Origin of the sequence: Flavobacterium ginsenosidimutans (assembly GCF_003254625.1) — a bacterium.
GTDB lineage: Bacteria > Bacteroidota > Bacteroidia > Flavobacteriales > Flavobacteriaceae > Flavobacterium > Flavobacterium ginsenosidimutans.
In genome coordinates, this window is record NZ_QJRJ01000072.1 from 22,918 (window position 1) to 39,706 (window position 16,789).

General features: G+C 32.9%; 15 protein-coding genes. 5 read left to right on the forward strand and 10 right to left on the reverse strand.

The genetic code is table 11. The annotated features are described in order from the left end of the window. Positions 1 to 70: 70 nt before the first annotated feature. Positions 71 to 1,129, reverse strand: a complete 1,059-nt coding sequence (locus DM444_RS06575; protein WP_111285005.1) for a 3-oxoacyl-ACP synthase III family protein — start codon at positions 1,127 to 1,129, stop codon at positions 71 to 73. Between the two features lie 412 nt (positions 1,130 to 1,541). Next, the gene (gene gcvP, locus DM444_RS06580) at positions 1,542 to 4,391 is read right to left on the reverse strand and encodes an aminomethyl-transferring glycine dehydrogenase (protein WP_111285006.1); all 2,850 of its coding nucleotides are present in this window, start codon (positions 4,389 to 4,391) and stop codon (positions 1,542 to 1,544) included. Positions 4,392 to 4,584: 193 nt separating this feature from the next. Here gcvP and DM444_RS06585 point away from each other — a divergent pair, with 193 nt between their 5' ends. Beyond that, entirely contained in the window at positions 4,585 to 5,397 is an 813-nt protein-coding gene (locus tag DM444_RS06585) for a UbiA prenyltransferase family protein (protein ID WP_111285007.1), read from the forward strand. Here the strand turns inward: DM444_RS06585 and DM444_RS06590 are convergent. The 6 genes from DM444_RS06590 to DM444_RS06615 all read right to left on the reverse strand — a co-directional run bounded on the left by DM444_RS06590 (position 5,392) and on the right by DM444_RS06615 (position 9,890). After that, positions 5,392 to 5,637 (reverse strand): DUF3781 domain-containing protein, encoded by a 246-nt coding sequence (locus DM444_RS06590; RefSeq protein WP_204251668.1) that lies wholly within the window; start codon positions 5,635 to 5,637, stop codon positions 5,392 to 5,394. The genes DM444_RS06585 and DM444_RS06590 overlap by 6 nt on opposite strands. A gap of 545 nt (positions 5,638 to 6,182) precedes the next feature. After that, entirely contained in the window at positions 6,183 to 6,638 is a 456-nt protein-coding gene (locus tag DM444_RS06595) for an SRPBCC family protein (protein WP_111285008.1), read from the reverse strand. Between the two features lie 134 nt (positions 6,639 to 6,772). Beyond that, positions 6,773 to 7,678, reverse strand: a complete 906-nt coding sequence (locus tag DM444_RS06600) for a TIGR01777 family oxidoreductase (RefSeq protein ID WP_111285009.1) — start codon at positions 7,676 to 7,678, stop codon at positions 6,773 to 6,775. 59 nt (positions 7,679 to 7,737) lie between these two features. Further along, the gene (locus tag DM444_RS06605) at positions 7,738 to 8,556 is read right to left on the reverse strand and encodes a thiol-disulfide oxidoreductase DCC family protein (protein WP_111285010.1); all 819 of its coding nucleotides are present in this window, start codon (positions 8,554 to 8,556) and stop codon (positions 7,738 to 7,740) included. 27 nt (positions 8,557 to 8,583) lie between these two features. Beyond that, positions 8,584 to 9,324, reverse strand: coding sequence for a YqjF family protein (locus DM444_RS06610; RefSeq protein WP_111285011.1), 741 nt, complete (start codon positions 9,322 to 9,324; stop codon positions 8,584 to 8,586). 62 nt (positions 9,325 to 9,386) lie between these two features. Next, the gene (locus DM444_RS06615) at positions 9,387 to 9,890 is read right to left on the reverse strand and encodes a GbsR/MarR family transcriptional regulator (RefSeq protein WP_111285012.1); all 504 of its coding nucleotides are present in this window, start codon (positions 9,888 to 9,890) and stop codon (positions 9,387 to 9,389) included. Positions 9,891 to 10,401: 511 nt separating this feature from the next. Between DM444_RS06615 and DM444_RS06620 the strand changes: the two genes are divergently transcribed. The 4 genes from DM444_RS06620 to DM444_RS06635 all read left to right on the forward strand — a co-directional run bounded on the left by DM444_RS06620 (position 10,402) and on the right by DM444_RS06635 (position 13,672). Then, positions 10,402 to 10,623 carry a hypothetical protein gene (locus DM444_RS06620; RefSeq protein ID WP_111285013.1) on the forward strand — a complete coding sequence of 74 codons (222 nt, stop codon included), beginning with the start codon at positions 10,402 to 10,404 and terminating at the stop codon, positions 10,621 to 10,623. Between the two features lie 110 nt (positions 10,624 to 10,733). Then, complete coding sequence (locus DM444_RS06625; RefSeq protein WP_111285014.1) at positions 10,734 to 11,447, forward strand: hypothetical protein; 714 nt, start codon at positions 10,734 to 10,736, stop codon at positions 11,445 to 11,447. An 89-nt stretch (positions 11,448 to 11,536) separates the two neighbouring features. After that, positions 11,537 to 12,274, forward strand: a complete 738-nt coding sequence (locus tag DM444_RS06630; protein ID WP_111285015.1) for a hypothetical protein — start codon at positions 11,537 to 11,539, stop codon at positions 12,272 to 12,274. A 135-nt stretch (positions 12,275 to 12,409) separates the two neighbouring features. Then, a complete protein-coding gene (locus tag DM444_RS06635; protein WP_111285016.1) occupies positions 12,410 to 13,672 on the forward strand; it encodes a cation:proton antiporter in 1,263 nt (420 codons plus the stop codon). 180 nt (positions 13,673 to 13,852) lie between these two features. Here DM444_RS06635 and DM444_RS06640 read toward each other — a convergent pair whose 3' ends face one another. Together DM444_RS06640 and DM444_RS06645 are read right to left on the reverse strand one after the other, a co-directional pair. Continuing rightward, positions 13,853 to 14,512, reverse strand: a complete 660-nt coding sequence (locus tag DM444_RS06640; protein WP_111285017.1) for a SanA/YdcF family protein — start codon at positions 14,510 to 14,512, stop codon at positions 13,853 to 13,855. A 144-nt stretch (positions 14,513 to 14,656) separates the two neighbouring features. Continuing rightward, a complete protein-coding gene (locus DM444_RS06645) occupies positions 14,657 to 16,684 on the reverse strand; it encodes a M3 family metallopeptidase (RefSeq protein WP_111285018.1) in 2,028 nt (675 codons plus the stop codon). Positions 16,685 to 16,789: the final 105 nt, after the last annotated feature.

Here is a 16,789-nt window from a genome sequence, read left to right on the forward strand (position 1 = left end):
TTTTTTTAGTTTTCAGTCTCAGTCACAGTTTACAGTCTGCTAAACTGAATACTGTGATTGCAAACTGCGACTAATATCTATAAACAAAAGCATTAATGTTCATTCCTGCTCCGACAGAAGCAAAAATAAGAACATCGCCTTTGTTGATTTCGTGACCTTCAACTTTTTTCTGAAGAATCAAATCGTATAAAGTTGGAACGGTTGCAACACTGCTGTTTCCTAAATCATGAATACTCATTGGCATAATAGCTGCAGGCGCAGTTTTGTCGTATAATTTATAGAAACGTTCGATAATAGCCTCGTCCATTTTTTCATTTGCTTGATGAATCAGGATTTTTTTCACATCGTCGATAGCAATTCCGCTTTGATCTAAACAGCTTTTCATTGCTAATGGAACGTTGCTTAAAGCAAATTCGTAAATTTTACGACCGTACATTTTGATATATTTAATATCTGGATCTAAATCTGGATTGTATGATTTTCCGAAGAAAAGATAATTTGCTTCATCATTAGCATAAGTGGCACTTTCATAAGATAATAATCCAGATTCATCTGTAGAAGCTTCTAAAATTGAAACTCCAGCTCCGTCAGAATAAATCATTGAATCGCGATCGTGATCATCAACAACTCTAGATAAAGTTTCAGCTCCAATTACCATTACTCTTTTTGCCATTCCAGATTTAATGAAAGCATTTGCTTGTAAAACACCTTCGATCCATCCTGGACATCCAAAAAGAATATCATAAGCTACACATTTTGGATTTCTGATTCCTAATTTGTTTTTAACACGAGTTGCCAAACTTGGTAAAATATCCGTTTGGTGTGTTCCTGTTTTTACATCGCCAAAGTTGTGAGCGAAAATAATATAGTCTAAAGTTTCTGCATCGATTCCTGCATTTGCAATTGCTTTTTGAGCTGCAAAAAAAGCTAGATCAGATGCTGTGTATTGTGGTTCGGCATAACGGCGATTTTCAATTCCAGTGATACCTTTAAATTTTTTAATTACGACTTCGTTCGGATAACCAAAAGGAGTTCCATCCTCATTTAAAAAAACATGTTTGTCAAAATCTGTATTTTTTACTTCTAAATTAGGAATATAGCTCCCAATACCAATAATTTTTATTTTCATTTTTCCCTTAATTATCCGATAAATTTAGCGCTAATGTATAAATAATATTATGATAACTATCATAAAAAATAGTATGCATGCATATAATTATGAAATAGCTATTTTTCGGTTGATATATTGTTTTTTTTCTAATGATTTTTTAATATTTACTAGATTTCAAACGATTGAAGGCGATTTCGAGAGTAAAGTTTTTTTGCTTTCATTTTAATTTCATGATGATAATTTCACAAAAGATTATAAGAAAGTTATGTTTCTTTAAATCAGATTTCTTCTTTGTTGTTTGGTTTAAAAAAGTTTCAGATTTCAGGTTTCAAGTTATGCTAGAACCTGAAACCTGAAACTTGAAACAAAAAATAAACCCGACAAGTTTCAAAAACCTGTCGGGTTTGGATATTTATTAGGAGGCTAATTTTTAGCTTTCCATATAAGCTTCGATAGGAGCACAGCTGCAAACTAAGTTTCTGTCACCGTAAGCGTCATCTACACGACGAACTGATGGCCAGAATTTATTGTCAGCGATGTAATCCAATGGATAAGCTGCTTTTTCTCTAGTATAAGGGAAATCCCAAGAATCTGTAGTTAACATTGCCAATGTGTGAGGTGCATTTTTCAATACATTGTTTTTGTCATCAGCAGTTGCAGCTTCGATCTCTTTTCTGATTGAGATAAGAGCATCACAGAAACGATCTAATTCTGCTAAATCTTCAGATTCAGTTGGCTCGATCATTAAAGTTCCAGCAACTGGGAAAGAAACCGTAGGAGCGTGGAAACCATAATCCATTAAACGTTTAGCGATATCACCAACTTCGATTCCGTTTTCTTTGAATGCACGGCAATCTAAAATCATTTCGTGAGCTGCTCTTCCGCATTCTCCAGTATAAAGAATTGGGTAGTGTCCTTCGAAACGAGATTTCATATAGTTAGCATTCAAGATAGCGTGTTCTGTAGCGCTTTTTAATCCTTCAGCTCCCATCATTGTGATGTAACCGTAAGAGATTAAACATACTAAAGCAGATCCGTAAGGTGCAGATGAAATTGCTGTAATAGCTTGTTCTCCGCCTACTTTTAAGATTGGGTTTGTTGGCAAGAACGGAACTAATTTTTCGTTCACACAGATTGGTCCAACTCCAGGTCCACCGCCACCGTGAGGAATAGCGAATGTTTTGTGTAAGTTTAAGTGACAAACGTCAGCACCAATTGTAGCAGGATTTGTTAATCCAACTTGCGCGTTCATGTTTGCACCGTCCATATATACTAATCCGCCATTATCGTGGATTAATTTTGTGATTTCAATAATTGAAGATTCAAAAACTCCATGAGTAGAAGGATATGTTACCATTAAACAAGACAAATCATCTTTGTGCTCAATCGCTTTTTCTCTTAAATCTTCTACGTCAATATTTCCTTCTGGAGTCGTTTTAGTAACAATGATTTTCATTCCGGCCATCGCTGCAGAAGCAGGATTTGTTCCGTGAGCCGATGAAGGAATCAAACATACATTACGGTGACCTTCGTTTCTTGATAAATGGTAAGCACGAATTGCCATTAAACCAGCATATTCTCCTTGCGCTCCAGAGTTTGGCTGTAATGTTGTTCCAGCAAAACCGGTAATTACATTTAATTGTTGCTCTAATTTTTTAAGCATTGTGATGTAACCTTCAGCTTGTTCAACTGGCGCAAAAGGGTGAATGCTGTTCCAGTTTGGCATTGATAAAGGCAACATTTCTGAAGCCGCGTTTAATTTCATTGTACAAGAACCTAATGAAATCATCGAATGATTCAATGATAAATCTTTACGCTCTAATTTTTTGATGTAACGCATTAACTGACTTTCTGAATGATGATTGTTGAAAACATCATGCGTTAAGAAAGCAGAAGTTCTTTCTAATGAAGTAGGCAATTGACTTGCAGAAGTTAATTCAGAAACTGTGAAAGTTTCTTTTCCTAAAGCCTCAGCAAAAATCGCAACGATTTGGTTGATGTCAGCAACTGAAGTTGTTTCGTTTAATGAAATGGAAACAGAGTCAGCATCAGGATAGAAGAAGTTTACTTTGTTTTTCTCAGCAACTGCTTTTACTTTTTGAGCATCAGCTTTTACTAAAATCGTGTCAAAGTAAGCCGTGTTAGTTTGGAAAACGCCTAATTTATTCAAAGCTTCAGCAGTAGTAACTGCCGATGCGTGAACTTTGTTTGCAATGTATTTTAAACCTTCTGGTCCGTGGTAAACTGCATACATTCCAGCCATAACTGCTAATAAAACTTGAGCAGTACAGATGTTTGAAGTTGCTTTTTCACGTTTAATGTGTTGTTCGCGAGTTCCTAACGCCATACGTAAAGCACGGTTTCCGTTTACATCAATCGAAACTCCGATGATACGACCTGGCATAGATCGTTTGTATTCGTCTTTAGTTGCAAAAAATGCAGCATGAGGACCACCATAACCCATTGGTACACCAAAACGTTGCGAAGTTCCAACCACTACTGCAGCTCCCATTTCTCCCGGAGAAGTTAAAGCAGCAAGTGATAAAATATCAGCAGCGAAGGCAACTTTGATTTCATTTTCTTTTGCTTTAGCAACAAAAGCGCTGTAATCGTTTACCTGACCGTATTTTCCTGGGTATTGTAAAATAGCTCCAAAAAACTCATTTGAAAAATCAAAAGTTTCGTGGTTTCCAACCACTAATTCAATTCCAATTGGAGTCGAACGCGTTTGAAGTACAGATAAAGTTTGAGGTAAAATTTCTTCAGAAACGAAGAATTTATGTGTATTGTTTTTCTTTTGATCTCTTGTACGAACGTCAAATAATAACGCCATAGCTTCAGCAGCTGCAGTACCTTCATCTAATAAAGATGCATTGGCAATTTCCATTCCAGTTAATTCAATAACCATAGTCTGGAAATTTAAAATCGCTTCTAAACGACCTTGCGCAATTTCTGCTTGGTAAGGCGTGTAAGCTGTATACCATCCTGGGTTTTCAAAAATATTTCTCTGAATTGGAGCCGGAACGATAGTTGGGTGATAACCCAAACCAATGTATGATTTAAATGTTTTGTTTTTCTTCCCTAATTCGCGAATGTGATTTGCAAATTCGTACTCTGTCATTGCAGGATCTAAATTCAAAGGCGCTTTTAAACGAATATCGTCCGGAAGGGTTTCATAAACAAGTTGTTCAATCGAATCAACTCCAATAGTTTTCAGCATGTGCTGAAGATCAGTTTCTCTTGGACCAATGTGTCTTAAAGCAAAAGCATCTGTTTTCATGTAGCTATCTAATGTTTTAAATAATGTGATTCTGCACGATTATAGGGCGCGAATAACATTTAAAAGTAAATGTGTTGTTTTTTGTGGCGCAAAATTAAGTATTATTAATAATTTAATAGGTATTTTTAACTTCAATTTTTATCAAATTTATAACTAAAGAGTTGATTTGTTACTAATTGATTAGATTTGAGCTATGAAACTTCTAAAACAAATTTTCGATTTTTATTTAAATAGCAGTATTCACGTGGCTTTATCGTGTTATGCTTTGGTCCGAATTACTTTTCATGTATTTCATATTCAGTATGATGATCCGATGGCACTTTTTGTTTTTTTCGGAACAATTGTAGGATATAATTTCGTAAAATATGATGCGCTTGTTCGCGTAAAGAAAAATCCGATTGGAACTCAACTAAAAATTATTGCTGTTTTGAGTTTTATTTCGGTGATTTTAGTTGGTTATTATTTTTTTCATTTAAAAAGAATAACACAAATAGTCTCCGTTGGAATTTTTGCCATAACGGCACTTTATACCTTACCTTTTTTTCCAAATAGAAGAAATGCCAGAAACTGGGCGGGAGTAAAAATCTATATTGTCGCTCTTTGTTGGGTTGGAGCAACTTTAGTTCTGCCTTTAATAAATGCCGAAATTCCGTTTACTATAGATTTCTTTATTAAATGCATTCAAAGATTTGTATTGGTTTTTGTCTTGATTTTGGTTTTCGAAATTTTAGATTTAGCCAATGACGATCCGCATTTGCAAACTGTTCCGCAGACAATCGGAGTAAAGAAAACCAAACTTTTAGGATTTTTATTATTGATTCCGTTTTGGTTTCTGGAGGTTTTTATTTCAACATTTAACATTCATGACGCGATTATAAATTTGATAATGGTGGTGATGCTAATGCTGTTTATTTTTTTCGCCAATCCCCATCGTTCTAAATATTACACTTCTTTTTGGGTCGAAAGTGTTCCGATTTTTTGGTGGCTGATGATTGTTTTTTTATGATTTGTTTTTAATTCTGTCTGCAGTAATAACTCTGTAAGTATTCGAATTTACAGTAATTTTAATATTGTTCTCACTGTTTGAAACATAGAAGTTTTTTCCAATCTTCTGATAATATTTTTCTTCAGTATCATTCAAAATTTTCAAAATCATCTTTTCAATTTCAGATTTTGTAAAGTTTGTTTTCAGTTTTTTATTTATTCTGCCGTAAACAAGTTCAGTGTAGCAAATGTTCTCGATAATTTAAATTTTGTGCAATATCATTTATTTGATGTATTTTCTTATTTAAATTGCAAATATAATTTAAATAAGATATTCTCAAATAAAAATGAATTTCAATAATTTGGGCGTGTCCCTCCGGGCCGGGCTATCCGCTAAAAGTCCTCGCACTTCCTTCGTCAGGCTGTGGGCTTTCCGCTTCTATCCCTCACGCAAAACGTAAAACGAGAAAACTCATTTTTATAATATATTTAGAACATTGTATATGGTTTTGACTATTAAGACGGTTTCTTACGCAAAGTTTCCCGCGGTTGAAACCGCGGGCTATGTTTAAAATCAGAATTTGAAAAAAATTAATTGAATTTGTTTTTGAATTGCCTCCCGCTTTAGCTGGAGGTTAAAAAAAGTCTCCAATTAGGGCTTTAGCCAAACTTTGTCTTTTGGCTAAAGCCAGCAAAATTCTATTCCATTTCTCCTCCAGCTAAAGCGGGAAGCAATTAAATTGAAACTATTTTTTTGAAATCTGCTCAAATCTGCGGAATCTGCGCGAAATAAATTCAAAAGAACTATCAATTATTGTTTTCCGAAACGGCTTTTAAAACCTTATTTCTTTCCAAAAGAAAATTAGTAAGATGCTTTTCCAAAAACAAAATATCAAAAAGTTCACCGAATATCCCAAACGGAGTTTCATATTGTAATTTGTCTTTCATGATTGTAATTCCATTTTCTTCTTCAAACAAATGTTCATGTTTGAAAAATTTGAATTTGCCTTTTTCCATTTCATCTACAAAATAATCATAGAGATTCATTGCAGTAATTCGGCTTTTATGAGTCAGATAAAATCCAAAATGTTTGCCGCGCCAAGTTACCGTTTCGTTTAAATTAATTAAACCAGAAGTTATTCCAGCAATCGCTTTTTCTTTTGAAGGACTTGCCGATTGCTGGTGAATATCGATGCTTCTTGAGGCATCAAAAACGATTTGTTTTGAGGCGTTTATTTTCGTTGTAAGGTTTATTGTGGTCATTGATTTACATTTTTTTTGAGCAATCTTGTCATTTCGACGAAGGAGAAATCACACGCGGAATTCGGCAAAGATTGGCGATTTTGATTGTGGAGTTTCTTTTGTGATTTCTCCTTCGTCGAAATGACAAATAATGGTTAAATTAAATCTTTAAAAGCATCATCAATATCCCCAAACTTAAATTGAAACCCATTTTCTAAAAGGTGTTTCGGAATTACATTTCTGCTTTTCAGAACCAATTCGGTTTCTGTGCGAATGAAAAAAGAACCAATTTCAAGAAAGAATTTATTCAGTGGAATTCCGAAAGGAAAACCAACTGCTTTTCTAAGTTTTTGCATGAATGATTCATTTCGAATTGGTTCTGGTGAAACGACATTAATAACGCCTGTCATTTCTTTCTCAATAATAAAATCAACTGCATTTGCGAAATCTTCTTCATGAATCCAACTTACAAACTGATTTCCTTTTCCTTGTTTTCCTCCAAAACCAATTTTTGCCAAAGTTTTTAACGGAATTAATGCGCCGCCATTTTTTCCCAAAACAATCGAAGTTCGCAAAGCCGTTTTTAAAGTTCTTGGCGTTTCAGTTTTAAAAAAAGCTTTTTCCCAAGACAAAGCGACATTTATTGAAAAGTCATTTCCAATTTCGCCATCAACTTCATCCATTTGTTTGTCTAAAGAAAAACGATAAATAGTTGCCGTAGATGAATTCAGCCAATGTTTTGGTGGATTTTGGCAATTTAAAATCGCTTTATTTAGAATTTTAGTGCTTTCAATTCTAGACCAAAGAATTTCTTTTTTGTTTTCTTTGGTATAACGGCAATCAACAGATTTTCCTGCGAGATTAATTAAGACCGTGGCATTTTCCAATTCCTTTTCCCATCCAGAAAAAGTTTTAGCATTCCAGTTTACATATTTAATTCCGTCTACGGTTTGAGATTTTCCGCGTGTTAGAATAACAATTTCATCAAATTTATTTTTGAAATGATTTACTAAAACTTGTCCTAGAAAACCGGTTCCTGCTGCTATAATAAGTTTAGCCATGTTTATGTTTTTTGCGTTAAACCTGAAGGGTTTTTAAAACCCTTCAGGTTTCCGAAAGATTAATTAAGAATAAAAAATAAGGCAACAATTCGATAAAGAATCCAAGTGAAAGATAGGTAAAATGGAAGTTTAAGAATTTTAATTCTTCTAAAATGTTCCAAAAACATAATCAAAACCGTTACTCCAAACCAGCCTAAAATTATCATCTGCGGAAGCTGAACAATCTGACTCAAAATTAAAATCGGCGTCAAAATTAAACTTCCCATCAAAGAAACCGTCATTAAATTTCCAGCATAATTGAGTATGGTTTGTTTATCAAATTTGAAAAGAAATAAACTCTGAAAAACAATTTGTCCAAAAGCTAAAATAAGCTCTCTTGCAATTGTGCTTTTCGGAAAATTCAAGATCAAATTAGAATATCCAAATAAAACGAAAGTTGTTATAGTCAAAGCAAATCCGATGAATAAAAAACGGTATTTATAATTGAAATCGGGAATGCATTGCAATTTGTTTTCCTCTTTTACATTTCCTGGAATAATTACTTTTCGATTATAAGAAACAAAAGAATACAGCTTTTTTAAAATGTAATAAATCGGTTTTATGGTTGCAACTTTTTCAATTAAGGGGAAAGAAAAACCAATAACTTTTATTAAACTATCGATTCCGTAAGTTACCGTTTTGTTTTTATTATCTACTAAAGCAATTTCGTTTGGAGCACGTTTTAGATCCACAAAATTCTGCTCTTCCTCAGATAACTGACAATAAGATTTTCTTCCGTTTTGGTCCAACATACCGCTTTTTACAAATCCAGTAGTATATAAATTGCAAAGTGGGCAATCTTCATCATAAAGCAAAGTTTGATTTTCGAGCGTTTTCATGATTTTTGGTTTTAAAGATGAATAGTTTTATGCGTATAATGTTTCTTCGACGGGAATCAACTCTATTTTTCTTTTGTTTTTAACTGTAATGTTTGAGCCTTTTGCCAAGAAAACTGAAGTTGGTTTTTTAGTTTGAAGGAATCGAAAATCGCTTCCATAATTTTTTTCGAAATCAATATCAATTCGATGATTTACAACCTCAAAATGTTCCCATCTTGGATGTGTAACTTCATATTCAAAAGTGGTTTCTTTGTCAATTTTAGTATATCCAAAATAATGTTCAGTAATGAATTCAGCTTCAGAGTCAATCTCGATTTTGCTTAAATCTTTTTCAGTTTCAATTTCAATTGTGTTCCATTCTTTGCCATTCTTCCATTGATAAATAAAAGTATTGGTGCTTTCGTTTTCAATTATTTCATGTTTCATTTTCTGAGTTCCATAATGTTCCTGATACAAAGTATTCGCAATAAAAGTGATGGCTTTTTTAGGAACAATTTCTTTAATGAAAACTACACCGCGTTTCCATTCGCCATTTTCAAAACGCTTCACATAAAATCGCAGATTGACTTCTTCAAAATTGATATGAAATGGAACTTTCAATCCTAAAACTTTGGTGTTTTTAAACATAAATCCAACCAAGCTTACATAACATTTGTTGTTCCAAATATCAATCTGAGTTCCTGCGGGAATGTGTTTTTCTAAAATTTCAGCATCAATTTCATAATTGAAAAGTGCTAAGTTTTTCCATTCTGCTTTTAAGAAATCCATGATAATTGTTTTTTAAAGTTTTAAACTTTCAGAAAAAATTGAAAGTTTTAATTAAAATTTTTTTATTTCATCATTTTTATAACCAATTTCCCTAACCAGTTTTCATTGAATTCAGTCATTTTATCTAACATATTATCTGCTTTTAAAACGAAATCGTATAATTTGGAAGTCTGATCAACAAAGTGTTTTTCTTCTGCAGATTCATTGGCTTCAATTGTCGAAACTTCTTTTAAGATTTTAAGAGCCGGTTTAATTTCTCTTTTACTTCTTTCTCTGGAAATTTTTACAGCCAATTCGTCTAAATCTTTTTCTGCCGTAAAGAATTCTTTTCTTTCTCCGGCTTTAAATTCTTTATAAACAATTCCCCAATCCATTAAAGCTCTTAGGTTCATGCTTGCGTTTCCGCGGGAAATTTGTAATTCTTCCATAATGTCTTCCATAGAAACAGGCTCATTCGAAATCATTAATAAAGCATGAATTTGCGCCATAGTTTTATTAATGCCCCATTGAGAACCTAATGCTCCCCAAGTTTGAACGAATTTATTTTTTGCTTCTTTGAATTCCATGAAACAAATGTATGTAAAAGTTTTTAAACTTTCAAAAATAATTGAAAGTTTGTTTTGGAATTGTTGTTTCTGTTCCTAAAAAATATCTTGTAACATGGTTTATCTATTTCATAACCAAATATTTCCGTTTCATGACATATTGTAAAAAATAGCTTTAAACAAGATATAATTTTGAAATGAAAATAGTTCGCAAAACTATTCTTCATAACATTAAAAAAACTCAAATGGTAAAATCATACAAATCATTGACTTGTTAATTGAACGATTTGAATTTGAAAACTCGAAAACTGATACTGCAGATCAGGAAATGAGAAAAGCATTAACACTGAAAATATAATCTGATTCAAGAATGTAAATGAGATTTTTATCTCAGTAATCAAAAAAAGTACAGTTGCTTGACACAGATTATCTGCTCGATTGTTAATTCTTAGAAAACTAAACCGCAATTTGAGGTTTTATAGTAGAAATAAGATAGCCTCACAATTATTGTCTAACGTAAAAATCTAAAGTTATGAGTGATTTATTAATTAAAAATGAAGCAGGCACAAGACCAGTAGCAACTGCAAATAGCAATGATCCTATTGGAGCTCAAAATTTGAGAGTAACCAATCTTGATCCAGCAAATTTAATTGTTGTTGGTAACGATTATCAAGTAGGGTTTGATGATGGTACAAACATGAGAGGTCGTACTTGTACTGCAAAAGCAGGAAACACTGCAACATTTGTATTGTAATTAATAGTGGAGTACCACTTAAAAAACGAATTGTCTGTATTCAGAAAATAATACAGAGCGAAAACCGAAAAGCTTACGAGTAGGAACAAACAAATCAAAAAATATATATTATGGCAACTTTTAAAACCACAATCAACATTAGTCCAGAAGATGTAAAAATTTTAAAATCTCAAGGATATTCTTTATACGGATTTAAATCTGTAGCTGCTTCAGGAGATGGATCTCCTACAGTTTGGTTCAATCTTCCAGCTGAAAAATTACTAGGAAAAACAGTAATTACTTGGGAAGAAGAATTTCAAGCATACAATTCGACTACTACAATTCTTCCAAAAACAGTTATCGAAGCAAGTAATACTATCGATACAGACTTAGGACAGCGCGTAACTATTGAACTAGGATCTGGCAATTTAGAGTCTAGTTCAGATGGTATTGACGGTGCAGTAAGTTTTCTTAATAACGATACGCAACAGTTTACAGTGGGAATCAATCAGTTGGTAAATGGGCAATCTAACATTTTATGTGCATTTCCTATTTTAGGAGCTGGCTCTGCTAGAGTAATCACTCCAATAACAAAAATTGCATTGATTTTTTCTACAGAACAAGTAATAACAGCAACTGTAATTACTAAAGCAATGTCTGCTGGTGCATTTATTAATCTAACAGGTGTTACTTCTAGAGAAACTTCTTATTCTGTAAACGCAGGATGGAGCGCTGGAGGAGGAACGTGGTTGAAAAACTTTGATGCATTTACTGACTTGAAAAAGTTATTGATTGAGAATACTAATAAGTTGGAAAAATCAATCAGCGAAAAATTTGCTGTATAATTTGAGGGAATTTGAATTACTCTTCATCAATTTTTGGTGAGGAGTAATTCTTTTAATATTTAAAAACGATATTAACTTAAATAAAGGAAATGAAAAGTTCATTAACTATAAATTTGTCACAAGAAACTGTTGAGAAATTAAATCAAGGAAATTTTACTTTATGCTGTTTTCTTGCTTCTAAATCTGATAATGCTTTGTCATGTTTTCCTTTATGTTGGAATACCTTTACTAAGAATTTTTTAAAATCGATACTGATTGAATGGGAATTTGATCTTTCGGCTTATTTGTCAACCAGTCCCATTTCAGATAATGCTGTGATCTACATTCCACAGCCACAAAAGTCAATACCTAAACAATCTGCTAGATTTACGGTTAAAAAAAGCGTATCAGGTTCTAATGACAAAATAGAATTAAATCAACGAATGCTTATCGAAGATTATGGCAAAATCACAATTGATACAAATAATACTTCTCCAAATGTGTTAATTCAAAACAATTCTACTGATTCTTATTCTACAGGTATCTGTGTTTACAGCAGTGATGATGATCAATATTACGGCACTTGTGCTTTTACTTTATATGGTGGAAACACGATTTCTGTCGCTCCTGTGAATAAGATGTTTGTAATGTTTAGCAACAAAAATATTCAAAATAACACCGTAATTTCTTTATCAGAAAATCAAGGACTTTTAATTGATTTTAGCGGAAGCAATGATAATTTAAGAACAGTATCTTATGATATTAATTTAGGATGGAGTTCTAATAATCAACCTTGGGGAACTAAAATTCCAGCCAGAACATTCCTTAGCACTATTTTAGTGAGTTGAGGTATAATTTCGAGATTAAAAAATATATCCAGAATAAATTTTTAGGGATTTTAAGAATTATAAAGTTATGTTAATTCAACCCTTGAAATTTTCGATTAAATAAGGAGAAAGATATTTTTGTAAAAATCACTTTTTATGGAATTATACTACACTTTTTCAGTACTTATCGTGCTGGCTTCTTTCTTCGCCTATTTGAATTTAAGATTTTTAAAACTTCCAGGAACGATCGGAATCATGATTATTGCGATGCTAGTTTCGGTTGGAATTCGTCTTTTGGGAGATTCTTATTTTCCTGCAACTACCAAACATTTTTTTGATTTAATAAAAGAATTTGATTTCAATGAAATCCTAATGGGAGCAATGTTGAACTTTCTTTTATTCGCAGGTGCGTTACACGTAAATATGGCCGATTTGAAAGAACAAAAAGTGCCAATTATGATTTATTCTACGGTAAGCGTTGTATTATCTGCTTTAATTATTTCGATGCTGTTATATTATATCGCACCGCTTTTAGGAATCCATATTCCGTATATATTTTGTTTAGTTTTCGGAACCTTGATTTCTCCAACAGATCCAATTGTGGTTTTGGGAGTTTTAAAAGAAGCTAAAGTCCCAAAAAGAATAGAAACCAAAATTGTTGGTGAATCGCTATTTAATGATGGAGTAGCCGTAGTAATGTTTGCTGTTGTTTTGAAAATGGCAACCGATCCAACTTTTGATGTAAGTTTTAGTTCGATCGCGTGGCTTTTTGCAAAAGAAGGAATCGGCGGACTTTTATTAGGAGCTGTTTTTGGATTTACAGCATCAAAAGTCATGAAGAAAATCGACGATTATAAAGTTTCTGTTTTAATAACGCTTTCGATTGTAACAGGAGGATTTTTAGTGGCTCAAAGTTTACACGTTTCTAGTCCGCTTGCAATGGTTGTTGCTGGATTGATTATTGGGAATTATGGCAAAAAAGTCGCGATGAGCGAAGTGACAAAAGATTATTTAGGTAAATTCTGGGAACTCATCGATGAAATCTTAAATGCAGTTTTATTCCTTTTTATTGGTTTCGAATTGTTGTTATTGCCAGATTTAAACAAACAATTACTTACTGGTTTTGTAGCTATTTTTATCGTTCTTTTTTCAAGACTTACCTCTATAGTTTTGCCGTGGAAATTCTTTGACATCTTTAAGTTCTTCGGAATAAAATCGGCTTACAATAAAGGATCTTTGATGGTTTTAGTTTGGGGAGGAATTCGTGGTGGAGTTTCAATCGCACTTGTACTTTCTATGCCCGAAGGAGAATATAAAAACTTGCTGCTTGAAGTTACTTATATTGTTGTGCTGTTTTCAATTGTAGTGCAAGGATTGACTGTTGGGAAATTAGCTAAGAGAGTTTTGGAGAAAGAATAAATAAAATAGAATAAAGAGAAAAGAAAGAAGATTTCTAACTTTAAATTGTTTATTAAAAAAAATGGGCTGTTTCAGAAATGATTCAGCCCATTTTTTTAATTGCTCCAGCGGAGCATAATATTTATAGAAAATAAGGTTTCAAATATCAAAAGCTCTAGCGGAGCGACACAATATTTTTATTTATCGTTTATCTTCTTTCGAATAATTCGATTCTCCATTAATATTAATTTCTCCACCTAAAAAACGAGGTTCACGATTTCGTAAAACATCAAAAAATGATTTACATCTTGAAAGACATTCTCTAAAACGAACATAATTGTAACCTAAATATTCCCCTTGATTAGCAGAATAACCAGCTGATTTTATTCCCAATTTATTTCCGATGTAAATCGCACGATTTAAATGATATTCTTGAGAAATTAAAGTCGCTCTCTTTATTTTGAAAATATGCTTCGCGCGATACATTGTCGAATACGTATCGAAACCTGCATAATCAATAAAAATCTTTGTAGTATCAACGCCATGATTGAAACAATAATTTTTCATTACCGTTAATTCATCATATTCTTCACGGCCATTATCACCAGAAAGCAAAATTTTATTGATTCGTTTTGCTTTCCAAAGCATAATTCCTGCATCAAGTCGGTCCTTTAAATATTTGCTTGGCTGATTACCGTTAATTCCCGCACCAAAAATAATTCCGACATCATTCTTAGGGAATTTTTTAGCCGAATAATAAATTTTGGTTTTAGTCGAAGATGTTACATAATAATTTATAGAAACAATTGCGAGTAGTCCAATAATTATTAGGTAAACAAAGATTTTAAAATATTTTTTCACGGCTTGTATTTGTAAGATTAAGATTTAAAAGGCGAAGATAGTTAAAGTAAAACCAAATAAAAAACCGAAGCAGAAATGCTTCGGTTTAATCTAAAATTATAGCAATTAGAATTTAATCTAAAATCTAAAATCAGAAATCTAAAATTAAAGAAGTCCCGCTCTTTTCAACAAAGCCTCAGGTTTTGGTTCTTGTCCTCTGAAACGTTTATACAAAGTCATAGGATGTTCAGTTCCTCCTTTTGAAAGAACATTATCTTTGAATTTTTTTGCAATTTCTTCATTGAAAATTCCGTTTTCGTGGAAATATTCAAAAGCATCAGCATCTAGAACTTCAGCCCATTTGTAGCTGTAATATCCAGAAGAATATCCGCCTTGGAAAATATGTGAAAATGCCGTACTCATCGCATTTTCTTTTACATCGGGATATAATTGTGTATTAGCAAATTGTTCCGTTTCGAAAGCTTTTAAATCGGTAATAGAAGTTGGATCTTGTCCGTGCCAAGCCATATCTAATAATCCAAAACTTAACTGACGCAATGTTGCCAAACCTTCTTGGAAACTTGCACTTTCTTTAATTTTCTGAACATACTCAATCGGAATAATTTCTCCCGTTTCATAATGATTCGCAAACAAAGCCAAAGCTTCAGGTTCGTAACACCAGTTTTCCATAATCTGACTTGGTAATTCTACAAAATCCCAATAAACAGAAGTTCCTGATAAACTTGGGTAAACTGTATCAGCCAACATTCCGTGTAATCCGTGTCCGAATTCGTGGAATAAAGTCGTTACTTCATTAAAAGTCAATAATGAAGGTTTTGTTTCTGTTGGTTTTGTAAAATTGCAAACGTTCGAAATGTGCGGTCTTTCGTTTACGCCGTCTTTTACATATTGTGATTTAAATGAAGTCATCCAAGCACCGTTTCTTTTTCCTTTTCTTGGGAAGAAATCAGCGTAGAAAATCGAAACTAAATTTCCGTCAGCGTCTTTTACTTCGTAAGTTGTAACTTCTTCGTGGTATTTATCGATATCAAAAACTTCCGTAAAAGTTAAACCGTATAATTTTTTGGCAACTGTGAAAGCGCCATCCAATACTTTTTCTAACTGAAAATAAGGTTTCAGCTTTTCATCATCTAAGTTAAAAAGCTGTTGTTTTAATTTTTCAGAATAATAAGCACCGTCCCATTTCTCAAGTTGTTCGATTCCGTCTAATTCTTTTGCGAAAGCAGTTAATTCAGCAAATTCTTTTTGAGCCGCTGGTTTCGCTTTTGCTAATAAACCATTCAAGAAAGAAAAAACTTTCTCTGGACTTTCGGCCATTCTTTCCTCCAAAACAAAATGAGCATGCGTTTTATAGCCTAATAAATTGGCTCTTTCATGGCGAAGTTTAGCAATTTTCAGAACGTTTTCTTCATTGTTGAATTCGTTATTTTGAAATGCTTTTGCTCCAAAAGCAATTGCCATTTTTTTACGTAGTTCGCGATTATCTGCATAAGTCAAAAACGGAACGTAACTTGGATGATCTAAAGTAAAAATCCAACCTTCTTTTTCTTGATTTTTGGCTAATAATCTTGCCGCTTCAATCGTGCCTTCTGGTAAACCAGACAAATCTTTTTCATCAGTTAAATGCAATTCGAAGTTGTTAGTTTCTGCCAAAACATTTTCACCAAACTGTAAACTCAATTTCGATAATTCTTTGTCGATTTCTCTTAATTGATTTTTTTTGTCTTCTGGTAAATTGGCTCCGTTTCTTGAAAAGCTTTTGTATTTTTTATCTAATAAAGTCGTTTGCTCTGGGTTGAGGTTCAAACTTTCTTTTTGATCGTAAACGGCTTTTACTTTTGCAAATAAATCAGCGTTTAAACGAATGTCATTTCCAAATTCTGAAAGCAAAGGTGAAACTTCCTGAGCAATTTTCTGCATTTCGTCATTCGTTTCTGCCGAATTCAAATTGAAGAAAATACTCGAAAGACGATCTAAAATATCACCAGAATAATCCATTGCCACAATCGTATTTTCAAAAGTAGGTGCATCTGAATTATTTACAATTGCATCAATTTCGGCTTTAGCCAAAGCAATTCCTTCGTTGAAAGCAGGAACATAATCTTCGATTTTAATTTGCGAAAAAGGCGCGGTGTTATGTTTGGTATTGAAATATTGTGTTAATACGCTCATTTTTTTAGTTTTCAGTCTCAGTCTCAGTTTTCAGTATGAAATGAGACTAAAGAGTTGTTTTTTTAGTTTTCAGTCGCAGTCGCAGTCTCAGTTTCAGTTTTCAGT